Annotated in this window: 17 protein-coding genes; 2 read left to right on the plus strand and 15 right to left on the minus strand. The window is 64.4% G+C overall.

Annotation, left to right across the window (positions count from 1 at the left end):
* Positions 1–31 precede the first annotated feature (31 nt).
* Positions 32–3,106, plus strand: a complete 3,075-nt coding sequence (gene pepN / locus SB749_RS02105; protein WP_410708786.1) for an aminopeptidase N — start codon at positions 32–34, stop codon at positions 3,104–3,106.
* Positions 3,107–3,463: 357 nt separating this feature from the next.
* Here the strand turns inward: pepN and SB749_RS02110 are convergent, their stop codons facing one another.
* The 4 genes from SB749_RS02110 to SB749_RS02125 form a co-directional block, all read right to left on the minus strand.
* The gene (locus SB749_RS02110) at positions 3,464–4,552 is read right to left on the minus strand and encodes an NlpC/P60 family protein (RefSeq protein ID WP_410708787.1); all 1,089 of its coding nucleotides are present in this window, start codon (positions 4,550–4,552) and stop codon (positions 3,464–3,466) included.
* Positions 4,553–4,870: 318 nt separating this feature from the next.
* Positions 4,871–5,986, minus strand: coding sequence for an LLM class flavin-dependent oxidoreductase (locus SB749_RS02115; RefSeq protein ID WP_410708788.1), 1,116 nt, complete (start codon positions 5,984–5,986; stop codon positions 4,871–4,873).
* Positions 5,987–6,192: 206 nt separating this feature from the next.
* The gene (locus SB749_RS02120) at positions 6,193–8,538 is read right to left on the minus strand and encodes a DUF222 domain-containing protein (protein WP_410708789.1); all 2,346 of its coding nucleotides are present in this window, start codon (positions 8,536–8,538) and stop codon (positions 6,193–6,195) included.
* 320 nt (positions 8,539–8,858) lie between these two features.
* A complete protein-coding gene (locus SB749_RS02125; protein ID WP_410708790.1) occupies positions 8,859–9,518 on the minus strand; it encodes a helix-turn-helix domain-containing protein in 660 nt (219 codons plus the stop codon).
* Between the two features lie 185 nt (positions 9,519–9,703).
* Between SB749_RS02125 and SB749_RS02130 the strand changes: the two genes are divergently transcribed.
* Positions 9,704–10,732, plus strand: a complete 1,029-nt coding sequence (locus SB749_RS02130) for an NAD(P)/FAD-dependent oxidoreductase (protein ID WP_410708791.1) — start codon at positions 9,704–9,706, stop codon at positions 10,730–10,732.
* A 234-nt stretch (positions 10,733–10,966) separates the two neighbouring features.
* Here the strand turns inward: SB749_RS02130 and SB749_RS02135 are convergent, their stop codons facing one another.
* The 11 genes from SB749_RS02135 to SB749_RS02185 all read right to left on the minus strand — a co-directional run bounded on the left by SB749_RS02135 (position 10,967) and on the right by SB749_RS02185 (position 22,540).
* Positions 10,967–11,362 (minus strand): universal stress protein, encoded by a 396-nt coding sequence (locus SB749_RS02135; RefSeq protein ID WP_410708792.1) that lies wholly within the window; start codon positions 11,360–11,362, stop codon positions 10,967–10,969.
* A 106-nt stretch (positions 11,363–11,468) separates the two neighbouring features.
* On the minus strand, positions 11,469–12,830 hold the full coding sequence (locus SB749_RS02140) for an APC family permease (RefSeq protein WP_410709916.1): 1,362 nt from the start codon (positions 12,828–12,830) through the stop codon (positions 11,469–11,471).
* A 177-nt stretch (positions 12,831–13,007) separates the two neighbouring features.
* Positions 13,008–13,709, minus strand: a complete 702-nt coding sequence (locus tag SB749_RS02145; RefSeq protein WP_410708793.1) for a type 1 glutamine amidotransferase — start codon at positions 13,707–13,709, stop codon at positions 13,008–13,010.
* Entirely contained in the window at positions 13,706–14,932 is a 1,227-nt protein-coding gene (locus SB749_RS02150) for a dipeptidase (RefSeq protein ID WP_410708794.1), read from the minus strand. The genes SB749_RS02145 and SB749_RS02150 overlap by 4 nt, the downstream gene beginning before the upstream one ends.
* 112 nt (positions 14,933–15,044) lie before the next feature.
* On the minus strand, positions 15,045–16,202 hold the full coding sequence (locus SB749_RS02155) for a DUF819 domain-containing protein (RefSeq protein ID WP_410709917.1): 1,158 nt from the start codon (positions 16,200–16,202) through the stop codon (positions 15,045–15,047).
* Between the two features lie 220 nt (positions 16,203–16,422).
* A complete protein-coding gene (locus SB749_RS02160; protein WP_139468103.1) occupies positions 16,423–16,731 on the minus strand; it encodes a DUF3870 domain-containing protein in 309 nt (102 codons plus the stop codon).
* A 58-nt stretch (positions 16,732–16,789) separates the two neighbouring features.
* Entirely contained in the window at positions 16,790–17,590 is an 801-nt protein-coding gene (locus SB749_RS02165) for a serine hydrolase (RefSeq protein ID WP_410708795.1), read from the minus strand.
* Positions 17,591–17,618: 28 nt separating this feature from the next.
* Positions 17,619–18,749, minus strand: a complete 1,131-nt coding sequence (locus SB749_RS02170) for an LD-carboxypeptidase (protein ID WP_410708796.1) — start codon at positions 18,747–18,749, stop codon at positions 17,619–17,621.
* Positions 18,742–20,397 (minus strand): ATP-binding cassette domain-containing protein, encoded by a 1,656-nt coding sequence (locus SB749_RS02175; protein WP_410708797.1) that lies wholly within the window; start codon positions 20,395–20,397, stop codon positions 18,742–18,744. Before SB749_RS02175 ends, SB749_RS02170 begins: the two co-directional genes overlap by 8 nt.
* Positions 20,397–21,380 (minus strand): ABC transporter permease, encoded by a 984-nt coding sequence (locus SB749_RS02180; protein WP_410708798.1) that lies wholly within the window; start codon positions 21,378–21,380, stop codon positions 20,397–20,399. Before SB749_RS02180 ends, SB749_RS02175 begins: the two co-directional genes overlap by 1 nt.
* Entirely contained in the window at positions 21,380–22,540 is a 1,161-nt protein-coding gene (locus tag SB749_RS02185; RefSeq protein ID WP_410708799.1) for an ABC transporter permease, read from the minus strand. Before SB749_RS02185 ends, SB749_RS02180 begins: the two co-directional genes overlap by 1 nt.
* Between the last annotated feature and the right edge of the window lie 46 nt (positions 22,541–22,586).

The following is a 22,586-nucleotide window of genomic DNA, read 5'->3' on the forward strand; positions in this document are numbered from 1 at the left end:
GCTAAAGTCTGTCCGCCGAGGAGGCTATTGAATGACAACGAATCTCACCCGAAGCGAAGCCCAGAGTCGAACACAGCTGCTCGAGGTCGATTCCTACTCAGTCCATATCGACGTCAGCAATGCCGAAACCGATGCCGACACGTACCTATCTCGCACTGTCGTCGACTTCTCCGCCCGCTTCGTCGATTCGACATTCATCGACCTCATCGCCGACTCCGTGCCCTCAGTTCTGATCAATGGTGAGAGTCTCTCCCCCACCGAGGTCTTCGACGGTGCCCGAGTCACGTTCCCCGTCCGCGCCGGCCGCAATTCCCTGACGATCGAGGCGCGGGCTCGCTATTCCACCTCGGGCGAGGGTCTGCACCGGTTCACTGATCCGGCCGACGGCAAGACCTATCTCTATACACAGTACGAACCCACCGACGCCCGTCGCGTCTTTGCGAATTTCGACCAGCCCGACCTCAAGGCCGAGTTCATCTTCACGGTCACCGCTCCCGCACATTTCCAGGTTCTGTCGAACCGGGCCGAGGCGCGGACGGAACCGGCCGATGGTTCGGCGGTCACTCACTACTTCGAACCGACGCTCAAGCAGTCGAGCTACATCACCTGCATCACCGCGGGCCCCTACGAGGGAGCGACGGATTCATGGACGGATCCGCGCACCGGGCAGACCGTGCAGCTGGGCGCGTGGACGCGCGCGAGCCTCGTCGACCACCTCGACGCGGAGGATATCTTCGGTGTCACGAAGGCGGGCCTCGACTTCTTCACCTCCGAATTCGACTACCCCTACCCGTGGGGCAAGTACGATCAGATCTTCGTTCCCGAGTACAACCTCGGCGCGATGGAGAACCCCGGCCTGGTGACGTTCACGGACAATCTGATCTTCCGGGACAAGGTTACGGACGCGAACTACGAGTCACGCGCCAATGTCATCCTGCACGAGATGGCGCACATGTGGTTCGGCGATCTCGTCACGATGAAGTGGTGGGACGACCTGTGGCTCAAGGAGTCCTTCGCCGATTTCATGGGCGGGCTCGCGCTGGCCGAAGCGACGCGATTCACCGATGGGTGGGTCACCTTCGCGCTGCGCCGCAAGGCGTGGGCGTACACGCAGGACCTGTATCCGACGACGCACCCGATCGTCGCCGACATCCCCGATGTCGAGGCCGCGAAGCTCAACTTCGATGGCATCACCTATGCCAAGGGCGCATCCGTGCTCAAGCAGCTCGTCGCGTTCGTCGGCCGGGAGGCTTTCTTCGCCGGTTCGCGGCTGTATTTCAGACGGTTCGAATACGGCAACACCGAGTTGGCTGATTTCCTCGAATGCCTCGCCGAGGCGGCTCCCGACCGGGACATCGCGAACTGGGCGGCCGCGTGGCTGGGGACGTCCGGAGTCTCGGAGCTGTCCCTGCAGCTCACGACGGCAGACGGTTCGTCTGGGTCCCCGGATGGTGTGTCCGGGGCCGCGGCCGGGTCGGCATCGGTCGCGCAGGGTGGGGCCGGAATCGAGGCCGAAGGGACGTCGGCCGGTTCCGACGTCCCGGCACAGAGCGCGGGACGCGGGAGGCTCGTGGCTTCGAGCGCGGGCGCGAGGCTGCGCAGCCCGGATGCGGTCGACGACGGTTTCGACGGGGCGGCCGGAGCCGCTCACGAGGCAGGGCCCGGGTCGAGCGGCAGGGCAGCGCCGCCTCGGCGACGGTCCGGTTCGGAAAAGGTCACGGGTGCCACGATCACTCAGTCCGATTCGGCCGAGGGCACGGCCCTGCTGCGGCCGCACACGATCGAGATCGCCACGCTCGGGCGGTCGGGGCGGGCGATCGTTCCCCTCGATTCCTTCCGTTTCGAGTTCTCGAGCGAGTCAGCTGACGTCGAGCAGCTGATCGGTCGCAGCGCCGGGGTGATCACTCTGCTCAATTACAACGACTTGGACTATGCGCGGGTGCGCCTCGACCCGGAGTCGACGGAGGCGGCGGTCACCTCGGCGTCGCGGATCACGGATCCTCTGTCACGGGCCCTGGTGTGGTCGGCGTTGGACAATGCGGTCCGCGATGGGCTCATGCCGGTGCAGAAGTACCTCACCGCCTATGCCCGCAGCTTGGGCAAGGAGAGTCATGCCGGGATCATGGCGGGGCTCAGTCAGACCGCTCTGACCTGCATCGATCAGTGGGTGGCCGATCGAAATTTCGATGCCGCGATCATGGGGCTGCTGGGAGCCGCCTTGGATGCGTTGGCGGCAGCGAAGGCGGGTTCGGATGCGCAGCTGCATCTGGCCAATCTCGTGTTGGCGCTGACGTCGCGGACGGCTCGCTGTGCCGCCGGCAGCTCCGCGGTGGCTATGGGTCGTGGGTTTGCCAGCCAGATCCTGGCGGTGCCGGTCGGGGAAGAGATCGATCGGATGTATGCCGGAGCTCACGGGCAGGCCGGTTCGGCTGGGCAGGTCGGTTCTGCCGATCGGGCCGGTTCGGCCGGGCAGGCCGGTTCTGCCGATCGGGCCGGTTCGGTGAGTCAGCCGGCCGAAGCTTCCGGTGGTGCCCGCACGGGTCGAGGCGCCGAGCATTCGACTGCGACGTTGCCGTTCCGGGGTCTCATCAATGATCATGCGCTGCGGTGGAATGCGCTGACGGCGCTCGTCTGCCTCGGGTGGGCGGATCAGACGGATATCGCACGGGAGAATCATTCGGATCCCAGCTCTTCGGGTCGGCTTCACGCCGAAACGGCCAGTGCCGCACTGCCTCTGCCGATCGTCAAGATCCGTGCCTGGGAGGCGATCCGTGAGGCGGGAGCGCTGAGCAATGATGTTCTGTCGGCGATCATCGCCGGGTTCATCGCGCCGAGTGCGATGCCGCTCATCGAGGAGTATGTCGATGAGTACTTCGATGGTCTGCTCGGGTTCTGGATGGACAATTCGATTGAGATCGCTCGCCGCCTGGTGCTCGGTCTCTATCCCCGGTGGTCCGTCGACGAGGAGGCTGTGGTCGAGAAGACCGATGCGTGGTTGGCAGCCAACGACGATGCGCCTGCGGCCCTGCGTCGGCTGGTCATCGAACGTCGCGATGATCTGGCCCGCGCCATCTTCCTGAAATCCACTCAGAGCTCGCGGCACTGACCGGCGGTTGCCTCGGGGAAACCATACGGCGGTCGCCTCGGTTGGTGAGTTTCGATGAAATCGGGTCGCTGGTCATTCCGGTCGATTCTGCTCGATAGCCGCCTCGGCGGGCGCCCCTCCCAAGGCCAGGCCCCTCCCCTGGCCAAGCCTCTCGACAATCGCCATGCTCAGCAAACCTGGCGAGGCTTCCCGGCTAGAGCCGTGCTCAGCGACCTTGGCGATGTTCCCAGCTAGGCCCTACTGAAATCACTGATGGCCGGTCCCCTATTGGGGCACCGGCCATCAGTGTGTCGGCTGGTCATTCGACAGACTTGGTCAGATCCTGGTTGGAATCGGGACCATCTGACTCGATCCAGGTCAGAGGATGCGGCGAGCTCCGGAGAATTCGTTTCCGGTGTCCCACTTCTTCCAGTCGGTGACGTAGACGTCCTTCGATGCGTTCGGCGAGTGGATCATCTTGCCGTCGCCGACGTACATTCCGACGTGATGGACTGTTCCCGAGCTGGTCGAGAAGAACAGCAGGTCACCGGGCTTGAGGTTCGACGAGGAGACCGCCTTGCCCGCCTTCGCCTGTTCTCCCGAGTCGCGAGGCAGGTCGATGCCGTGGGCTTTGTAGATGGAGTAGGTGAATCCGGAGCAGTCGAATCCGTAGGCGGAGACTCCGGCCCACAGGTAGCGCAGGCCCTCGAACTGCTTCGCGGTCTTCACGAGGCCTTTGCCGCTGGGCTTCTCGGGTTTGTCGCCGACATCATAGACATCCACGTCATCGATGTCGATCCAGGCGGCTCCGCCTCCGGGGAGGGCGACCCGGACGTCGTCGACGTCCTGGGCGATGAGAGGCAGGTCTACGTTGAAGCTGACGTCGGCACCGGTGTCCTTGGTGAATTCGATGCCTTCGAGTTCGCTCTTGGGCTTCGTGACCACTGCGCGGGGCTGTTCTTCGGCGAGCTTTCCGAAGCGGTCGTTTTCGACCAGCTGCTTCTTGGGCAGCCAACCCGGGTAGCCCTTCTTGTTCTTCGGGGTCTTCTGGTCGGTCACGGCGACCTTGGCCCAGCTGCCCTTGGTTTCGAGGACGGAGACTTCCGAACCGTACGTTGCCTGGGTCTCGGTTTTTCCAGTCAGGCCTCGGCGCGCATCGGTGGATTCGAGGTTCTTGTTCCACTTCTTGAGGTCGACGGGGTGCTGGAGTGCAGGCTTGTCGACCTTGCGAGGGGCCTTCGGGTCGGTCCACAGCGTCGCAACCGTGACATCGACGTAGGCAGTCTCGCCCTTTTCGATCTTGCCGTCGGTGATTCGTTCGAGTTCTTGGCCGGGCACGACATCAGCGGAGATGCCGGACGTTTTTGCGGCGTCGGTCGACGACAGATTGCTCGACAGTGCGGGAGCACCGGCGCCGAAAACCAGTCCGACCCCAAGTGCTGCCGAAACAGCAATTTTGGTACGCATTATTTCTCTTTCGGTCTGCAGGCCGGGGCCCGCGTGGGGGAAGTCTCCGAAGGTGCGCGAACGCATTCGGCGTACAGTATTCGCCTCCGTTTCGACCTCTCCGAAAGGAGCGGCCTCGCCGTAAGCGAGGTTCTGCACGGTGTCGATTCTACTGGCTGTCACACGACTGTCAGCTTTCATGACACTGTGACAGGATAACGCGGACTGGTCGTGGATTGAAGTCCACTTGCCCGAATCGATGCTGAGCTGAGACTTCGGCTCGGTGCCGATGTCCGGTATCGGCCCGGATCGGGACCTGGGAAAGTCATCAGTCAGGTGTCACATATCGATGCCTGTATCAGCGGCTCCGGAAGCACCGGTGGAACCGAGGAATTCCGCGGCAAGCAGGTTGATCGTCTGGATCCGTCCCGGGTCTTCGCGTACGTCTTCGCCTTCCATGGCGCCAGCGATCGGCTGGATCATGATCTCGTCGACGGCGAAGCGCTCGGAGAGTTCCTCGAGCTGCGCGGATACGGATTTCGTGTCACCGATGATCCAGTTGCCGGAAAGTTCTTCGCCGACCATGCGCTCCTGGTCGGTCATCACCGACCGCACGTCGTCGCCGGCCAGGTGCAGCTTCTCCATCGGTCCGCCAGTACGCATTCTGGCCATCTGCAGCATGAAGGGCTCCGAGCGCAGCCACGCTTCCTCCTCGGTGGGTGCGGCGACGACGTTGGCCGTGACGAAGGTCTGCGGTTTGTCGCCGTAGGCTCCGGGAGTGAAATTGTCGCGGTAGATCTTCATTCCGGTGGTGGCGCCGGATGCGAAGTGGTTGGCGAAGACATAGGGCATGCCGAGTTCAGCTGCCAGCCTGGCCGAGTAACCGGATGAACCGAGCAGCCACGGCAACGGCTGCGTTCCCGGTACTGCCGCGGGAGTCGCCTTGAGCACATGTTCGCGTCCACCGTGAAGCGGAACTCGCATGCCTTCGGGCCGCATGAGGCTGAGAGTGTCGATCACGTGCTGGGGGAACTGTTCGACGGGATCGATTGCCCGTCCGTCGCGGTCGACCATCCGCCCCTCGCCGAGGTGGCCCCGCATTGCCGCCGAGGTGATCGGGTCCGTCCCCGGTGCGCGTCCGATACCCAGATCGATCCGGTCGCCGTAGACAGCGGAGAGCAGAGCGAACAGCTCGGCGACCGCCAGCGGGGCATGGTTGGGAAGCATCACTCCACCGGAGCCGAGGCGGATCTGCCGTGTTCCCTGGCCGAGGTGCATGAGCTCCGGCCCAGGCATCGTCGATGCGATCGAGGGCATGTTGTGGTGCTCGGCGACCCAATAGCGGGTGAATCCGAGCTTGTCAGCCGTGTCGATGATCTGCTTAGAGGCGGCGAAGGAGTCTGCTGTCGTCTGTCCTGTACGAACGGGAACGAGGTCTAGGATCGAAAGCTTCATAACAAGGCAACAGTGCATGTGAGAAGAACATTCCGTTCCCCGCGGACCACGCCGCCGACGAACCGCACCATCGGTCCCTGCCATGTGTCATGCGAATAACGGCCACACTGCAGGGGCTGTTGCCAATCGAACCTAAGCGTTTGTCAGCTGAACCCAAGTGCCCGTCAGCCGAACCAAAGTGCCCGTCAGCCGAGCCAAAGTGCCCGTCAGCCGAAGAGAGTCTCTCCGATTTCCCGCGCAATGAACCGAGCGTGGAGCACCGGTTCTTGTGCTGGGTCGATGGTCGCCGGTGGCACCCACGCGGGCCGACCGTCGATGAGCATTCTGCAGTCCCAATCGGTGTAATCAAGCAGGTGGTGATGCGCTGAACAGGCCAAAGTGAGATTGTTGACGTCGGTCTTGCCGTTCTGCGCCCATGGGACGATATGGTGCGCTTCGCACCAGCCGGGAGGAGTGTCGCATCCGGGGAACGTACATCCCTGGTCACGGCTGGCGAGAATTGCCAGTTGTTTCTCTGTGGCCAACCGTCGTTCTGTCGCCAGTGCCAACGATTTCGCTTTCTCGCCCATGAGGTGGAAGAAGACCGATCCGTTCAGTCCTTCCAGAGCAGCGGAATCGATCGGGAACGGCGCTTCGGCTCCCGTGACGGCCTTGCCGGTCCGGTTCGCCAGGTCCTCTGCCTTGGCTGTGACGACCAGTGCGTAGGCCGCCCCGGCCTTGATGCGATTCATTTCGATGCTGCCGATGACGCTGGAGAAGCGCTCGTAGATGCGACGCCGGACACTCGGCTGTTCAGCGGCCATCGCCACCAGTGAGCCGTCCTGTGTCACCCCGGCTCCCGGCGGGATCTCACCATTCGCGCCGATCTGCGGCGGAGTGAAGTCGAGCGTGGGGTCGAGACAGTCCGCGCGGTCGCCACGCAGAACCTCCGTATAGGCGTCGACGACTTCCTGATCGAAGTCGCTGTTGCTTTCGCTGCCGTTGTCAGCGGCAAGACCCGAGCGACCGGCATTGCCGGCATCGATTCCTGCCGCGTTCGCGCAGCTGTCCTCGTCCGACTGAGAATCGGTTCTGATGCGCGAAGTCAGCAGGCCGTTGAGGATCCCACCGGTCTCCTCGTCGAGTCGACCTTTGAGAGTCCACGTTCCGTCCTTCGCCTGGCGCAGGTTGACAGCGAAGCTGTCCCGGTCTGCCGCTTCTTTCGGTTCCTGGCCGTCGGGATCGATCCAGCCCAGGATCTCTTCGAAGAGCGCATGGATATCGCAGACGCGAACCGCCTGAGCCTTTTCGACAAGCAGGCTTTCAGCCTTGATCCTGTCGTCCTCCGATACGTTCACCGGCAGGTTCTTCAAGCATTTGGAGATCGTCGACGCCTGGTTTGCCGAGAGCACTCCTTCACGAAGGGCCGCTGCGAGAATCGGAAACTGCGCTTCGATCGATTCCCCGCTGATGCTGGTCCGCTTTCCCAGGCACTCAGCGAGCTGAGTGCGGCGGTCGGCCTCTTGTGCGGAAAGATTGAGCCGATGTTGGACCAGCGCCTTCGTCGTCTTCGCGCCGTAGTCGCGGGGCGTGCCGACACGTTCGAACACGGAGAGGGTCACGACCGACAGGGACTCTGTCAGACGGTTCAAGGTCTCAAGACCGTCGAGAAGAGTCACCGCATCGTCGGGTCCCATGGGGCGGGTGAAGGCGTGGAGCCCGTCGAGCAGGCCCTGCAGTGCGCAGATGCTTTCTGTGACTTCCGGGGCTGCGTGCTTCAAGTCTGACCAGCGAAACTCGTCGAGCAGGGGATGCGTGTCAGCTTCGGAGTCATAGCGTTCGGCGAGTGCCTTGTGTCGCTCCGCGCGTTCTGCCTCAGCGATACGTTCGGCTTCTTTCTGCGCTCGCTTCTTCGCCTCGTAACGCTCAACCTGGGCGTTCCACTCCGCTCTTTCACGTGCGAGTTCTGCGTCCTCTGCGCGGGCCTGCGGGTTCTTCTTCAGGAACTCCTCACGCTCTGCAGCTTTCTGTGCCTCGCGTTCTTCGCGCTTTGCCTTCATCCACGCGCTTTGGCGTGCTTCGATCTCTTTGATGCATGCCTGGACCTCTGCCTCGGTCTCCGGCATCGTCGTCCTGCTCGACCAGGGCCCATGCCCGGCGTGGATATCGCCGTTCGGAAGAGCAGGCGCCGCTGCGTCAGCCTCGATAGCGGTTGCCTGACTGCCGCCTTCCGCAGCTGCGCCGCCGTCGACGACTGCATCGCTGCTGTCCTCGACGGCGTCATTCTGTCCGTCACCAGATTGGTCGGCGATCGCCTCGCCGTCGGTCAGGTTGTCGGCGATCCCGTCGAACCTGTCGGCGAGAGGATGACCGGTCAGATCGAATCCGGCCTCAGCGAGCAGCTCCCGATAAGTCGACCTGGAGGAGTCACTGTCGGCAGACTGGGCAGAAGAGCCGGCGGCAGCTGGAGGGAGGTCACTGGGCGGTGAACATTGAGGGGGTGGTGCCTGCGAAGCCTTTCCTGCTTCGCGGTCGTTGTGCTCGTCGTACCTTCGGTCGGGGAAGAGAGCCATCTTCGCTTTATCCGTTCATCATCGTTGATGTCTTCGGCTTGGCTCTATTCTAATCCAGAAATAGAACAGAGTCGATAGTTCTGTGCTATTTATTTGAGAGTTTTTCTCTGAATTACTATTTCGTACTATTTGTGCTGGTCAAATGGAGATTCCAGTCGGAGTGCCGTGTTTGACAATGATCGCCGACGACGGCCAGAAGAGAGGCCTCGCACCTACGGTGTCGACGAAGTGGGCCAAGACTACTTCTCGCCACTGACGCGAGCACGCACAACCAACACCCAACCGCATCAACGAGCGCCCGCGCCGGCCCGCAACTCCACTCAGCTCTTCATATGAACGCGCTGTCCTTCGGGTCCGAACAGGCTGAGATACTCAACCCCGCCGTCATCGGCTGCCCCGAACCAATGCGGAGTGCGCGTATCGAACTCCGCAGCCTCTACAGCGCTGAGGACCATCGTCCGATCACCGAGGATGAGGGTCAGTCGACCGCGGATCACATACACCCATTCGAACCCTGGGTGGGTCTTCAGCGCACCGAGCTTCGGGGTCTGCCGACCGTCGACGATGTGCTTGAAGGCCTGCACTCCGATCGCTCCGCGACTGAGCGGCAAGATGGTCTGATCGTGGAACTTCCGCGGTGAGATATGAATGCGCGGATCCCCGATCGGAGGGGTCCCCACAAGCTCATCGAGCGGGAGCCCATAGACTCCGGCCAGCGGCAGCAGCAGCTCCAAGCTCGGCTTCCGCTTCCCGGATTCCAGGCGCGACAGTGTGCTCGTCGACATTCCTGCAAGCTCGGCCACCTCGTCGAGGGTGCGGCCCTGCTCCTGCCGCAGCCCTCGCAGTCGAGCGCCGACACCGGCCAACGACTGCCTGATGGCTTCCTGCGCCCCGACCGGGGCGGAGCCATCGGAGAGGATCTCCGACATCCGACCCGTCACATGAGCGGCACGCTCCCCTGCCTCTCTTGACTCTTCCATGCCCTCATCATGACAGAGTTTGCCATTTCTGCAAACCCATTTGCGTCTGCGCGCGCGTCGGGAGCACACTCGAACAGTCACCGAAATCGGAGCACGGCTGGCACCGAGGTTCCTGCCGGTCCAGCACCGGCGTGCCATCCCAGCACCACCCAGGCTTCGACCATCCATCAGCCCACAGGAGAATCATGACTACCCACGCCCCATCCGAGAACTCCCAGCCATCTGCCCCCGATTCGTCGGCCGAATCCGTGCAGAACTCCTACGATGTCGCCGTCATCGGCGGTGGCGCAGGAGGTCTCGCCGCATCGATCGCCCTGGCCAGGTCGCTGCGTTCCGTCGTCGTCATCGACGCAGGCCAGCTGCGCAATTCCGCAAGCGCACACGCGCATAACGTCCTCGGCCACGAAGGCATCCGGCCCCAGGATCTCGTGGCGAAAGGCCGCGCCGAGGCCGAGGAGTACGGCGTCACCTTCATCGACGCGACCGTGCAGAAAGCACGCACGATCGATTCGGAACCCAACCCCGCCGAGGCGGCTCCACGGTATCGGTTCGAACTGACCACCTCGGCGGGGGTCGAAGTCAGGACCCGCCGCATCATCATCGCCACCGGGCTGAGCGACGAACTTCCGGACATCCCGAGCCTCGCGGAAGGCTGGGGCGAGACCGTCCTGCATTGCCCTTACTGCCACGGCTTCGAGGTGCGCGGACAGCGCATCGGGGTCATCGGCACGACGGCCATGTCGTACCACCAGGCGATGCTGTTCTCCCAGCTCAGCGACGACGTCAGCTTCATCCGCCACAACGCGCCCGCTCCTGATTCCAAGCAGGCGGCAATGCTCGAGACGCTCGGCATCGAGTTCATCGATTCCACCGTCACCGAGGTGGCCCGCACCGAGTCCGACACCGTCGTTTCCCTGACGGCCGACGAATCTGCGGACGGAGCGAACGCTCGCACCTTCGATGCGCTCACCGTCGGTGCGTATGCGCGAGCGAACGCCGAACTGTTCGCCCAACTCGGAGGCGAGGTCGTCGCTCACCCGAGCGGAATGGGCACCTATATCCCCACACAGATGGCGGGGCAGACCGATGTACCCGGCGTCTGGGCGGTCGGCAACAGCGCAGACGTGTCGGCGATGGTCGTGGCCAGCACCGCCAGCGGCGTTCTGGCCGGTGCCCACGTCAACGCCGACCTCATCATGGAGCGGCTCGGCTGAGACGTGCGCGCTGGGGGTGCATGACAGCGCAGCGAGCTTGGCTTCGGCCCGTAGCAATGCAAGCGCAGGCGTCACGAATTCACGGGGTGACCCATTTCGTCGGCCACCTCCGCAGCTGTCGCGCTATTGCGGCGCGGCCCGCTTCCGCAGGCCACGCAGACGCCACGCATGCACAGCACGCACAGCATGACCCGTCGCCGCGGGGCACGCCGCTGCACTCGCTATCTCAAGCCCTCAGTGCGCGGCTTTGACGCACAGCACCGGGGCTTCGGCGTCGAGGATGACCTTCTGAATCGTCGACCCGAGCAGAAACTTCCCGACCGGGGTGCGCTTCCGGGTTCCGAGCACGATCAGTTCGGCTCCCACCTCGTTGGCGGTGTCGAGGATCTGCTCGGCAGGGTCGTATTCGCTGCCCAAGGTCAGCACGCGAAACTCGACGTCCGCCCTGGTCAGGTAGTTGTTGACGGATTTGAGCTCCCCCTCGCCGAGGCGGTAGGAGTCGCTGCGCTGCGCCGACCGTGACGCATTGACGACGACGAGCTCCTTGCCGTCCTTCTTCGCGTGCGCGATGCCGGCATCGAGAGCAGCGTGTCCGGCGGGATTGTTGACGTAACCGACGAGTACTGTCATTTTTCACCTTCGTTGGATTGAGCTGTACAGAACCGAGCGCGCAGGCCGGGAACCCACCGTCCCAGCATATCGGGCGATGCAGACATGGCTCGGCGGGTGGATGAGCTCACGACAGCTCTTCGGGATTGCGGAATCGGGTGCTCGTGCCCTTCGTCGAACGGTTCCAGAACCAGGTCACGGCCCACAGGACGACGCCGATGCCGACGAGCGCCGCTGCGATCTGATACTGGATGAGCTCATCGAGGCGGGCCCACGGACCGACGAGGAACACGCAGGTGATGACGCCGATCCACGGCAGAATCGTCGGTGCCTTGAAGTGTTCGGCGTTGCCGGACTTGTCCTTGCGCAGGATGAGCACAGCGACGTTGACGACGGCGAACACCGCCAGGAGCAGCAGCGAGGTGGTGCCGCCCAGGGACGCGGTCACCGTCTCGGGCAGGATCGTGGACACGAAGAAGATGAGCGCGAAGGCGATCAGCGTCGTGAAGATGATCGACACCCACGGCGAGCGACGGCCGGCCAAGACCTTCGCGAACACGGGCGGGAGCACGTTCTGCTTGGCCATTCCGTAGAGCAGACGGCTGGCCATGAGCATGTTAATCAGGGCCGAGTTCGCCACGGCGAACATCGTCATGAACGGGAAGATCGTATCGATCGGAAGACCCGGAGCACCCTCGCGGACGACTTCGAGCAGCGGCGTCTCGCTCTCGGTGAGCACGCCGATCGGCACGGCCGCGACGGTGACGAGGGAGACCAGCACATAGATGATGCCGGTGATCGTCAGGCCGGAGAGCATGATCTTCGGGAAGACGCGCGGGTCCTTCGTCTCCTCGACCATGTTGACCGAATCCTCGAAACCGACCATGGAGAAGAAGGCGAGCGCAGTGGCACCGGTGACCGCGAGGAAGACGCTCTTGTCGCCCTCGGTCTCGAAGATCATCACGCGAGAGAAGTCGGCGTCACCCGAACCGAGTGCGAAGAAGCCGACGACGATGACCAACAGCAGACCGCTCAGCTCGATGAGAGTGAGGACGACGTTGAACCAGACGCTCTCGCCGACTCCGCGGAGGTTGATGAGCGCGATGAGGGTGAGGAACGCCAGCGCAATCCACATCACCCCTGTGCCGGAGACGTCCCAACCGAAGCCGGCCACGAGGTTCGCCGCGAAGACATTCGACGCCGTCGATGCCGAGGTGATTCCGGAGCTGAGGACGGCGAAGGCGACAAGGAACGTCACGAAGTGGACTCCGAACGCCTTGTGCGTATAGAGCGCTGCACCCGCAGCCTGCGGATACTTCGTCACGAGTTCCATATAGGAGAAGGCGGTGATCAGCGCGATGAGGAAGGCGAGGATCACCGGTGCCCAACCGGCACCGCCGACCTGCCCGGCCACCTTGCCAGTCAGAGCATAGACGCCGGTTCCGAGGATGTCACCGACGATGAACAGAAGCAGCAGCTTCGGCCCCATGACCCGCTTGAGGGTCTCGGGCTGGTGTCCGTCACCGGGGTCGATTGTCGTCGCGGGTTCTTTGTCGCTCACGATTCCTCCGTGTCCAATGCGGCGGCTGTGCCGCATACCTGGCAACCCTGACTGTGGTCAGAGCCTCGCCTAGTATGCCGCAGTCACGAGCCTGACACACAAGCTTCAGTTCCGAACCACCGTGAGAAACGCCGAGAACAGGGCCTTCGAATCACGTTCGCTGTCGGGCCCGAGCTCCATCGCTTCTTCCAACAGGGTATCTTTATCGAACCCCAAAGTCTGCAATTTCTCCGCATCCCAGCGCTCGATATTCGCCCGCGTCGACTCCGGATGGAACTGCGTCCCCCACGCCCGGCCGACTCGGAATGCCTGGAATTCGCAGGTCTCGCTCGTGGCCAACAGGGTCGCATCTTCGGGGAGGGCGACGATGCGGTCGACATGGCTTTCGACGAACGACGTCCGCGGTCGGATCGCGGAGAACACCGGGTCCGCGGCCGCCTCGGCGGTGGTGTCGATCCTCGTGTAACCCTTCTCCGGTGCCCCGGTCTGAGCCCGCACATCACCCCCGATGACGTGGGCGATGAGCTGCCCGCCGAGGCAGATCCCGAACTGCGGCAGATCCGTGGCCAGGGCACGGCGGACGAGTTCGGCCTCATCGGCCAACCATGGGGCCCGATCCGTCTCATCAGGCATGTACCCGCCGCCGAGCATGATGAGCCCGTCATAGCCATCGAGTTCCGAGGGCGCCGGCAGGGGCGAAACCCCGCCGATGCGCAGATCGAATTCGACGTTCTCACTGATCATCCACCGTGTCAGCAGTCCCGGCTGAGATTCGATGTCATTGACGATGACGAGCAGCCGCGTCATGATTCCGCCCCCGCCGAGGCGGCCGAACCATTGCCTGCGGACCCGACGTTGCCGCCGCCGTTCCCCGTCGCCGAGGCGGCCGTGCCGTTGGCCGCGGAACCGGCGTTGGCCGCGGACGGTGCGTCGACCGCCGAGCCGAGGAACGCCGTGTACGCATCCTCGTGCGCGTCGAGGACGCGCATCGCATTGTCGAAGCCGATCTTGCGCAGGTCGGTCTGCGACCAGCCGCGCGAGGCGAGCTCGGCGAACAGGCTCGGATACTGGCCGGCATCACCGAGTCCGGTCGGCAGCTCATCGACTCCGCAGATGTCGCCGCCCAGTCCGATGTGGTCGATGCCGATCCGTTCGCGAACATAATCGCAGTGGTCGGCGACCTGGGCCACGGTCACCTCGGGGGCGGTTCCCTGTTCTCCGGCGTCGACCCATTCGCGGCGGGCATTCGAGACGAACGAGGGCACGAACGTCATCATCGCCACTCCCCCGTTGTCGGGCACGCGGTCCAAGATGTCGTCCGGGATGTTGCGCGGGTGCGGGTTGAGGCCGTACGCGCAGGAGTGGGTGAAGAGCACCGGCAGGGTGCTCTGATCCAGGGACTGTTGCATGACGGAGGGAGCAACGTGGGAGAGGTCGAGGATCATGCCGATCCGGTTCATCTCCGCCACGACCTCACGGCCGAAGTCGCTCAAGCCGCCGTGGACCAGTTCGTCGGTGGCCGAGTCAGCCCAGGAATGAGTGGTCGACCAGGTCAGTGTCATGTAGCGGGCCCCGGCACGGGCGTAGGACCGCAGCACGGCCAGGGACTCGTCGATCTGCTGACCGCCTTCGACGCCCATCAGGGAAGCGACCTTACCGGCAGCGCGGGCGGCGCGGACATCGGCGGCAGTACGCGCGAAGGCGAGTCGTTCGGGGTAGGCGGTGACGACGCGCTGGACCGCGTCGATCTGCTCCCATGTGGCCTTGATCGCGTCGGCGCCGGTGATCGAGGAATGAACGTAGACGGACCAGTACTGCGCGGCCACGTGTCCGGCCGCCAGCTGATCCATCGTGGTGAACGGCGAGACGGCCGGGTCGTTGAGCCCCTCCACGCTGTAGTCGCGTTCCTCGCGCAGGTACCAGGCGAGGTCGTTGTGTCCGTCGAAGACGTCGACGGCGGGTGCGGATGCTGCGTCTGGTGCGGATTCCGTGTCGGGTCCGGCTGCGGATTCGGTGTTGGGTGCGGTCATGGTCGGGTCCTTCCGGTCGGGCGGATTGGGTCGGTGCAGGGGTGGGCGCACGGAGCGGCACGCACGCGGTGGGGTGGTCGGCCGCCTCGGCGGGGCGGGGTCGGTTCGTTCATCATGCCAGCCCGGACAGGATCTGGGCCGACCACAGGCCGAGGAACGTGCCGAGGAACGTTCCCATCAGCGCGAACAGCACACCGACGGGGACGAGCTGTCGGTTGAAGGCTCCCGCGACGACCGGCGCCGAGGCGATTCCGCCGATATTCGCGGTGCTGGCCACGGCGACGCTGAAGAGCTCGGTCCGGGTGAACTTGGCGTAGATGAGCATGATGGCGATGTGGACGAGAAGGACGATGATGCCCGCCACCAGGTAGAGCGGCGCTTCGGCCAGGGAGGTGAAGTCCGAGCCCGAGGCGATGATGCCGATGATGAGGTAGAGCAGGATCGTCGCGAGCTCATTGGATCCGGCGGTCTTGCCGAACCGAGTCGATCCGATGGCCAGGCCGAGGACGCTGACGATGAGGATCGTCCACGCGGTGCCGTCGATGACCGCTCCGACCTCGGGCAGCAGTTCGCCGAGGCGAATCGCCAGGGCCGAGGCCAGAAGTGCGAATCCGATGAGTCCGAAGATCGATGACAGCGTCATCGGCTTCTCCTCCTCGGCCGAGACCCTGTCGGTGAAGTCGAGCTTCGACATATCGGCCCTCGTCCACTTGTCGAACTTGTCGGAGACCGTGACGGAGGAGAAGACGAGCAGCAGCCAGAAGGAGTAGAGCACCGTGTCGACGATGAGGACATAGCCGAACACGTTCTCGGGTGCCTGGAGGACCTCCTGCACCGCGACCATGTTCGCCGAACCACCCGTCCACGAGGCGTTGAGAGCGCCGAGGGCCTTCCACGCTTCCGGGTCGAGGCTGGAGTGCAGGATGAGGTAGCTGATGATGAAGCCGATGATGATGCTCGCCGCGGTCACCGCAAAGGTGAGCAGCAGTTTGGGCCCGAGCTTGATGATCTGCCGGATATCGCACTTGAACAGCATGAGCAGGATCATCGCCGGCAGCATGACCTCGCGCAGGGTGTCACCGACCGCGGTGATGTCTCCGCCGTCGTGGTCGAAGACGCCGAAGGTGTTGAGCAGCGCCGCCACGATGTAGAGGATGACGAAGCCGGGCACATATTTGAAGAGCTTGAAGCGCCCGCTCCGGTCCGCGACGACAAGCGCTGCGGAGATCGCCAGAAGCAGGCTGATGAATAGAAAACCGTCCGTGATCACTAACGACACTTCCTCATTGAATCCGTCCATCCCGGCAGAGGCAGAGCCGACGGTGCCGCAGCTGGCTGCGCCGCACGGCGCGGATGGCAGCAGCACCGGTTGGGCCAGTGGCAGAGCCACGGGCGGCACCGAGGATGCCTCCGGGATGGAGCAATGTGCAGTTGTCGATCGGATCCGGTCCGGTGAGGGCCCGGGCAATCGGGGTGGTCGAAGGCGCTGCCTAAGCGGTGACCTCGCGGTACTTCTTCGCGGCGTTGTTCACTGCTGTGATCAGCGCCTTCTGCGAGGATCCGTGGTAGCGGCGCTGGATGCGCTCTATCAGTCGACCAGGGTCCGTGATGTCGGCATCGACGAACAGGCTCCGAATGAAGTTCCGGGTCAGAGCCAACGTCGCCGTGCAGTCCACATCGAGGATTCGGTGGGTGTCCGGCTGGATCTCGAACGCCACGTAGAACAGACCGAACTGGTTGGTGATCGGGTTGTTCGACGGAGCCTTCGCTTCGCCTGTGAGGTAGATCGTATCGGACATCGCCCACCAGACTACCCCACGGCTCTCGGCGCCGAGGGGTCTTGGGAATCAATCAACGTCAGAGGAACCGGTGGATCGCGTTGCCGGCCTGCCGCATGATCGGCATGACGTCGACGACGCGGTCGGTGCCCGGTTCCCAGTTCGCGAACACCGCATAGGCGACGCGACGCGTAGGCGTCATCACGATCCCGGCATCGGCCCGGATCGTCCCGTTCGTGCCGGTCTTGTTCCACACCCACACATCCCGCTGGTAGTTGTAATGAGCGAGCGGGTCCAGATCGAACGCCGAGGCGACCATCGAGGTGTCCGCGCCGGCTCCCAACCAGCGCCGGAAGACCTCGTTCGTCGACTCGTCCCAGAATTCGTCCTTGGCGTGCCTGGCCATGAAATCACTGAGCTCCGCGGCCGTGCCCGTCGACAGTGTCCGCGGCGCTTTGGCCGGGCGCGGCCAGCGCAGAAAGTCGTGCAGACCCGAGTTCCTGTACCCGAGCTTCTCCACCTGATCCGCAACATTCTCCAGCCCGACCCTGCGGATGAGCACGTTCGTGGCGAAGTTGTCGCTGAACGCCCCGATGAGCAGAGCGACGTCGAAGATGCTCAGATCGTCCTGCTCCATGAGGTACCAGATCCCCGATTCGTCGACCCTTTCCGAAGGCCGCCGATGCAGGCGTTCCTCCAGGTCAAGCGTGCCGTCCTTGTACATCTGCAAGGCAGTGTGGAGGAGGAAGACCTTGCCCATGCTGGCGGTGTCGAGTTCGTCGTTCTCATTGTGGGCGAACACCCGTTCCCCACTGTCGACGTCGAAGGCCAGAGCGCTGAATCGCACTCCGGGCAGTCCATCGAATGTCAGTTCGCTCATCAGCGTGCTCCTGTCAGTCTCGTTTCGTTCATGTCTGCCCACTCGCGCGATCCACCCACACCCGCGGCCGTTCCCCGGGCTCCGCCTTGAGCGTGACGTCGACGCCGAGTGGGGCGCTCGGCGCATCGGGATCGTGGCCGAAGCCCATCTCAGACACGATCGGGATTCCCAGACCGCCGAGGTAGTCGATCATCAGCGCCTCCACCTCGTGGACGGGCGCGCAGTCCTCCCACGAGCCGAGCACCACCGCATCCGCCGAGGTGAACCACCCGCCGCGGACCAGCTGCACCATGAGATTGTCGAGCCGGTACAGCTCCTCGTCGACGTCTTCGAGCATGAGGATGCCAGGCCCCCGATGCTCGCGTCGTTCCCGCACGTCGATGAGCTCGGGACTGCCCATCCCCGCGGCGATGAGACTGAGATTTCCCCCGCCGAGGCGGCCCCTCGCCGACCCCGGAACCAACGTCTGCGCCCGGCTGAGCGGGCGGGTCGCAGCGGTCTGCTCCGCCGCAGCGGTGCCCTCCGTCGCACGGTCCTGAGTGGTCGAAATGGTCACGTGCTCTGCGGGGAAGCCGAGTTCGCGGCCGCCCCAGGGATGGAACAGCCACGAGGCCACCTCGTCGGGGACGACCGTCGAGTTCTTGAACGGGTCATTGCCGACCATCGGGCAGAACAGAGTCGCGACGCCGAGGTGGTGTTCCCAGGCCTGGTGGAGTGCGGTGATGTCCGAGGAGCCGGTGAGCAGCTTGGGACGGCCGTCCCTGCGCAGCATGTGCCGGCGCATGAGGTCGAAGTCGATGCCGTCGAGCAGGCGCATGGCTCCGAACCCTCCGCGGAGCGCGACGACCGCATCCGTGTCCGGATCGCACCACGCGTCGACAAGATCGGCCCGGCGCTCGGCGTCCGTGCCGGCCAGATACTTCACCCGCGGGTGCCGGCTGCGGACGTTGGCCCCCGGCACGACGTCGAAGCCCCAGGATTCCAGCTGGGCGATGGCCCGCTGCAGCGACTCCTCGTCGGTGGGTCCCGACGGCGCAATGAGGCGAACGGTGTCACCGGGCGCCAGCGGTGCAGAATCGAGATAGGGGCTCGGCTCCCCCGCGCCGGCAGACCCGGGCGCATCGTCGGGCCTGGACTCAACGAACTCCGACTCACTCATTCCTCACCAGACTCTGACTTCCCAATCGGGGAACCGCGGCGAGCAGCTCCTGCGTGTACTCGTGCTGCGGATCGGACAGCACCCTGTCGACCTCACCGTATTCGACGATCTCCCCTCTCTTCATCACCGCCACCGTATCCGCGATGTTCCAGGCCAGGCCGAGGTCGTGGGTGATGATGAGCGCGCTCATCCCGAAGTTCTTCTTCAGCGCGAGGAACAGCGAAAGGATCTCCCCGCGCACCGAGGCATCCAGCGATGCCACCGGCTCATCGGCGATGAGCACCTGCGGGTCGAGAGCCAGTGCGCCGGCGATGACGACGCGCTGCCGCTGTCCGCCGGAGAGCTCCTGCGGAATCGACTCGAGATAGTCCTCGGCCGGGGTGAGCTCGGCGGCTTCGAGCGCGCCGATGACCCTCTCGTACTCCCGGTCCTTGATCCCCTGCACCTTCAGGCCCTCGACCACGGCCTCGTACACGCTGCGTTTGGGATTGAGCGATCCGGCCGGATCCTGCAGAATCATCTGCACCTTCTGCCGAAATGCTCGCAGCTCCTTCGCCTTCTTCGGCAGAGCCTTGCCCGCGAACGACAGCTGCGAACCCGCTTCCACCTCCTGCAGACCGAGCAGCGACCGTGCCAGAGTCGTCTTCCCCGAGCCGGACTGGCCGACGACGGCGAGGATCTCCGCCTTCCGCAGCTGCAGGTCCACACCGCGCACCGCACGTTCACGACCCCGCCGGGTGTCGAAGGAGACACTGAGATCCTTCGCCTCGAGCACTACCTCATCCGTCATGGTGAATGGTTCGGCCCGGACCACCTCGGCGGGTTTGAGTGTTCGGGGATTCAGCCGGGATTCGGGGTCCCCGATCTGCGGAAACGCACCGGCCAGCTGCTTCGTGTAGTCCTCCTGCGGAGACAGGCACACTTCCTCGCTCGGTCCGTATTCGACGAGGCGGCCGTGACGCATGATCGCGAGTTTCGCGCACACGGCCGAGAGCACGGCGAGGTCGTGGCTGATCATCAGCAGGGAGATTCCGCGTTCGGCGACGAGGCGGGCCAGGCCGGACAGGATCTGCTTCTGCACGATGACGTCGAGAGCAGTCGTCGGCTCGTCGGCGATGATGATATCGGGTTCACAGGCGAGCGCCATGGCGATCATGATGCGCTGTTTCTGCCCGCCGGAGAGCTCGTGCGGATATGCGCTCGACTTCGATGCCTCGAGGTTGACCTCGGCGAGGAGTTCGAACATCCGGTCCCGGCGCTTCTGCGGAGTCGTCCACGTGCCCTTCGAGTGATGCTCGAGGGCTTCGATGATCTGGCTTCCCACCTCGCGGACGGGATTGAGAGAGTGCAGAGCTCCTTGAAACACGATCGAGGCCTGTGCCCACCGGACCGCGCGGATCTGGCCGAAGCTCAGTTCCCGGATGTCCTGCCCGCCGAGGAGGACCCGCCCCTCGAGGCGAGCCGACTTCGGCAGCAGGCGCAGAGCCGACATGATCAGGGTCGACTTCCCCGACCCGGACTCCCCTGCGATGCCCAGGGTGGCACCGGCGGGCAGGTCGAGGCTGACGCCCTGCACGGCGACGACATCGCCGCGGTCGGATGAGGAGCGGTAGGTGATCGAGACGTTCTCGAAATGAAGATCGGTCATCAGCGGCTCCTCAGGGCAGGGTTGATGATGGCCTCGAAAGCGCGCCCGACCATCGTGAATGCGAGCACGACGAGCAGAATCGCGATGCCCGGGGTGAGCACGTACCACCAGTAGCCGGAGGTCGCCGCGGACACGTCCATCGAGTTCTTCAGGATCGTGCCCCACGATTCCTTCGACGTGTCCCCGAGGCCGAGGAACGACAGCGTCGATTCGGCGATGATCGCCCCACCGACGGTCAGCGTCGTGTTCGCGAGCACGAGCGGCATCACCGCAGGCAGCAGGTGACGGAACAGGATATGGGAATGTCCGGCACCGAGGATGCGCGCCCTTTCGATGTAGAGCCGAGATTCGACGCTCAACGTCTGCGAGCGCACGATCCGTGCGGTCGACGCCCATGAGGTCAGTCCGATGGCGACGACGATCGTGAAGACACCGCGCTCGAGCACGGAGGACAGCACGATCGCGAGAAGCAGGGACGGCAGGACGATGAAGAAGTCGACGATGCGCATGATGATGCCGCCGAACAGTCCCGTGAAGTGACCTGCGGCCAGGCCCATGATGGTGCCGATGATCATCGACATGACGGTCGCGGCGACGCCGACGAGGATCGACACGCGCGCTCCCCAGAGGATGCGCACCCACAGCTCCCGTCCCAGGTCATCGGTGCCCAAGGGGTGGTCGAGGCTCGGCGGGGCATAGCGCGGCACGTCGAGCTGCTTCGTGACATCGAGCATCGAGGCCGGGGCGATGAGCGGTGCGGCGATCGCGATGACGATGAAGAAGAGGAGCACGACGGCGCCGATGAGCGCCGGGACGTCGGAGCGGAAGAGCGCCCAGTTATTCTTCGCGTTGTTCAGGCGGCGTTCGCGGACGAGCTTCGCGCCGTCGACGACGGGGGTGGATCCCCGTGTCTCCGAACCACGCGGATTCGGTTCGTTCGATGAGGGGCCGGGGGCCGCCTCGGCGGGGGTGTTCGCGCTCATCAGGCCCTCCTGACGCGGGGATCGAGGAATCGGTAGACGATGTCGGCGGCGAGGTTCATCACGATGATGATCGCCGAGAACACGACGAAGGTGCCCTGCAACAGCGGCAGGTCGGGGCCGCGGATGGCTTCGAAGGTGAGTTTGCCCAGTCCCGGCCACGAGAACACGGCTTCGACGGTGACCGCGCCGGCGATGAGCCCGCCGATGTGGAGGAAGACGACGGTGACGGTCGGCAGCAGCGCGTTGGGCACAGCGTGACGGCGGCGCACCTCATCCTCGGTGAGTCCTTTTGCGCGGGCGGTCGTGAGGTAGTCCTCGTTCATCTCCTCGAGCAGGGAGGCACGCATGATCATGAGGAACTGCGCATAGACGACTGCGACGAGCGAGACGACGGGGAGGATGAGGTGTTTGATGACGTCGATGATTCCGGCCGGTGACCACGGGTCGAGGCCGGGGGTGATCATGCCGCCGGTGGGCAGCCATTGGAGGGTGCCGCCGAAGATCATGAGCAGGATGAGGCCGAGCCAGAACGTCGGCACGGACCAGAAGATCAGCGAGGTCGAGGACGCGAGCTTGTCGAACAGGGAATTTCGACGCCAGGCCGAGATCTGTCCGAGCCACAGGCCCAGGACGATGGCGATGACGGCCGCGGTGGCGGTGAGCAGCAGGGTCGGGCCGAGGTATTCGCCGATGAGCGCCGACACGGACTTCCGGTACACGTAGGACTCGCCGAGGTCGCCGGTGACGATGCCGATGAGGTAGTCCCAGAACTGGACGATCACGGGTTTGTCGAGTCCGTATTGGCTGCGCAGTTCGGCGATCTGCGCCGGCGACATCGGCCGTTCCTTCGCGATCTTGAGCACGGGGTCGCCGGGCAGCATGCGGAAGGCGAAGAAGCCGAGCACGATGACGAGGACCATCGAGGTCGCGGCCCCACCGAGCTTGCGCAGGAAGTAGCGGGTGAACGATCCGCCGGTCGGTGGTTCGTCCATATCGACGGTGGCGGGGTTCGCCGGGTCGGCGGGGTTCGCGTCGGCGGTTGCCGCGGATCCCTTCGCCGAGGCGGGGCTGGGGTTCGTGGGGTCGGTGCCCGGGTTCGCCGTGCCCGGTCCTCGGTCAGGGCGATCCCCGGACTGGGGATCGTGGGTGGGTGTGCTCACTGTGGTGCTCCAGATGGTGGGGACGGGCCCGTGGGCCCGGGTGCCG

The organism is Brevibacterium sp. SIMBA_078 (assembly GCF_046534565.1).
Classification (GTDB): domain Bacteria; phylum Actinomycetota; class Actinomycetes; order Actinomycetales; family Brevibacteriaceae; genus Brevibacterium.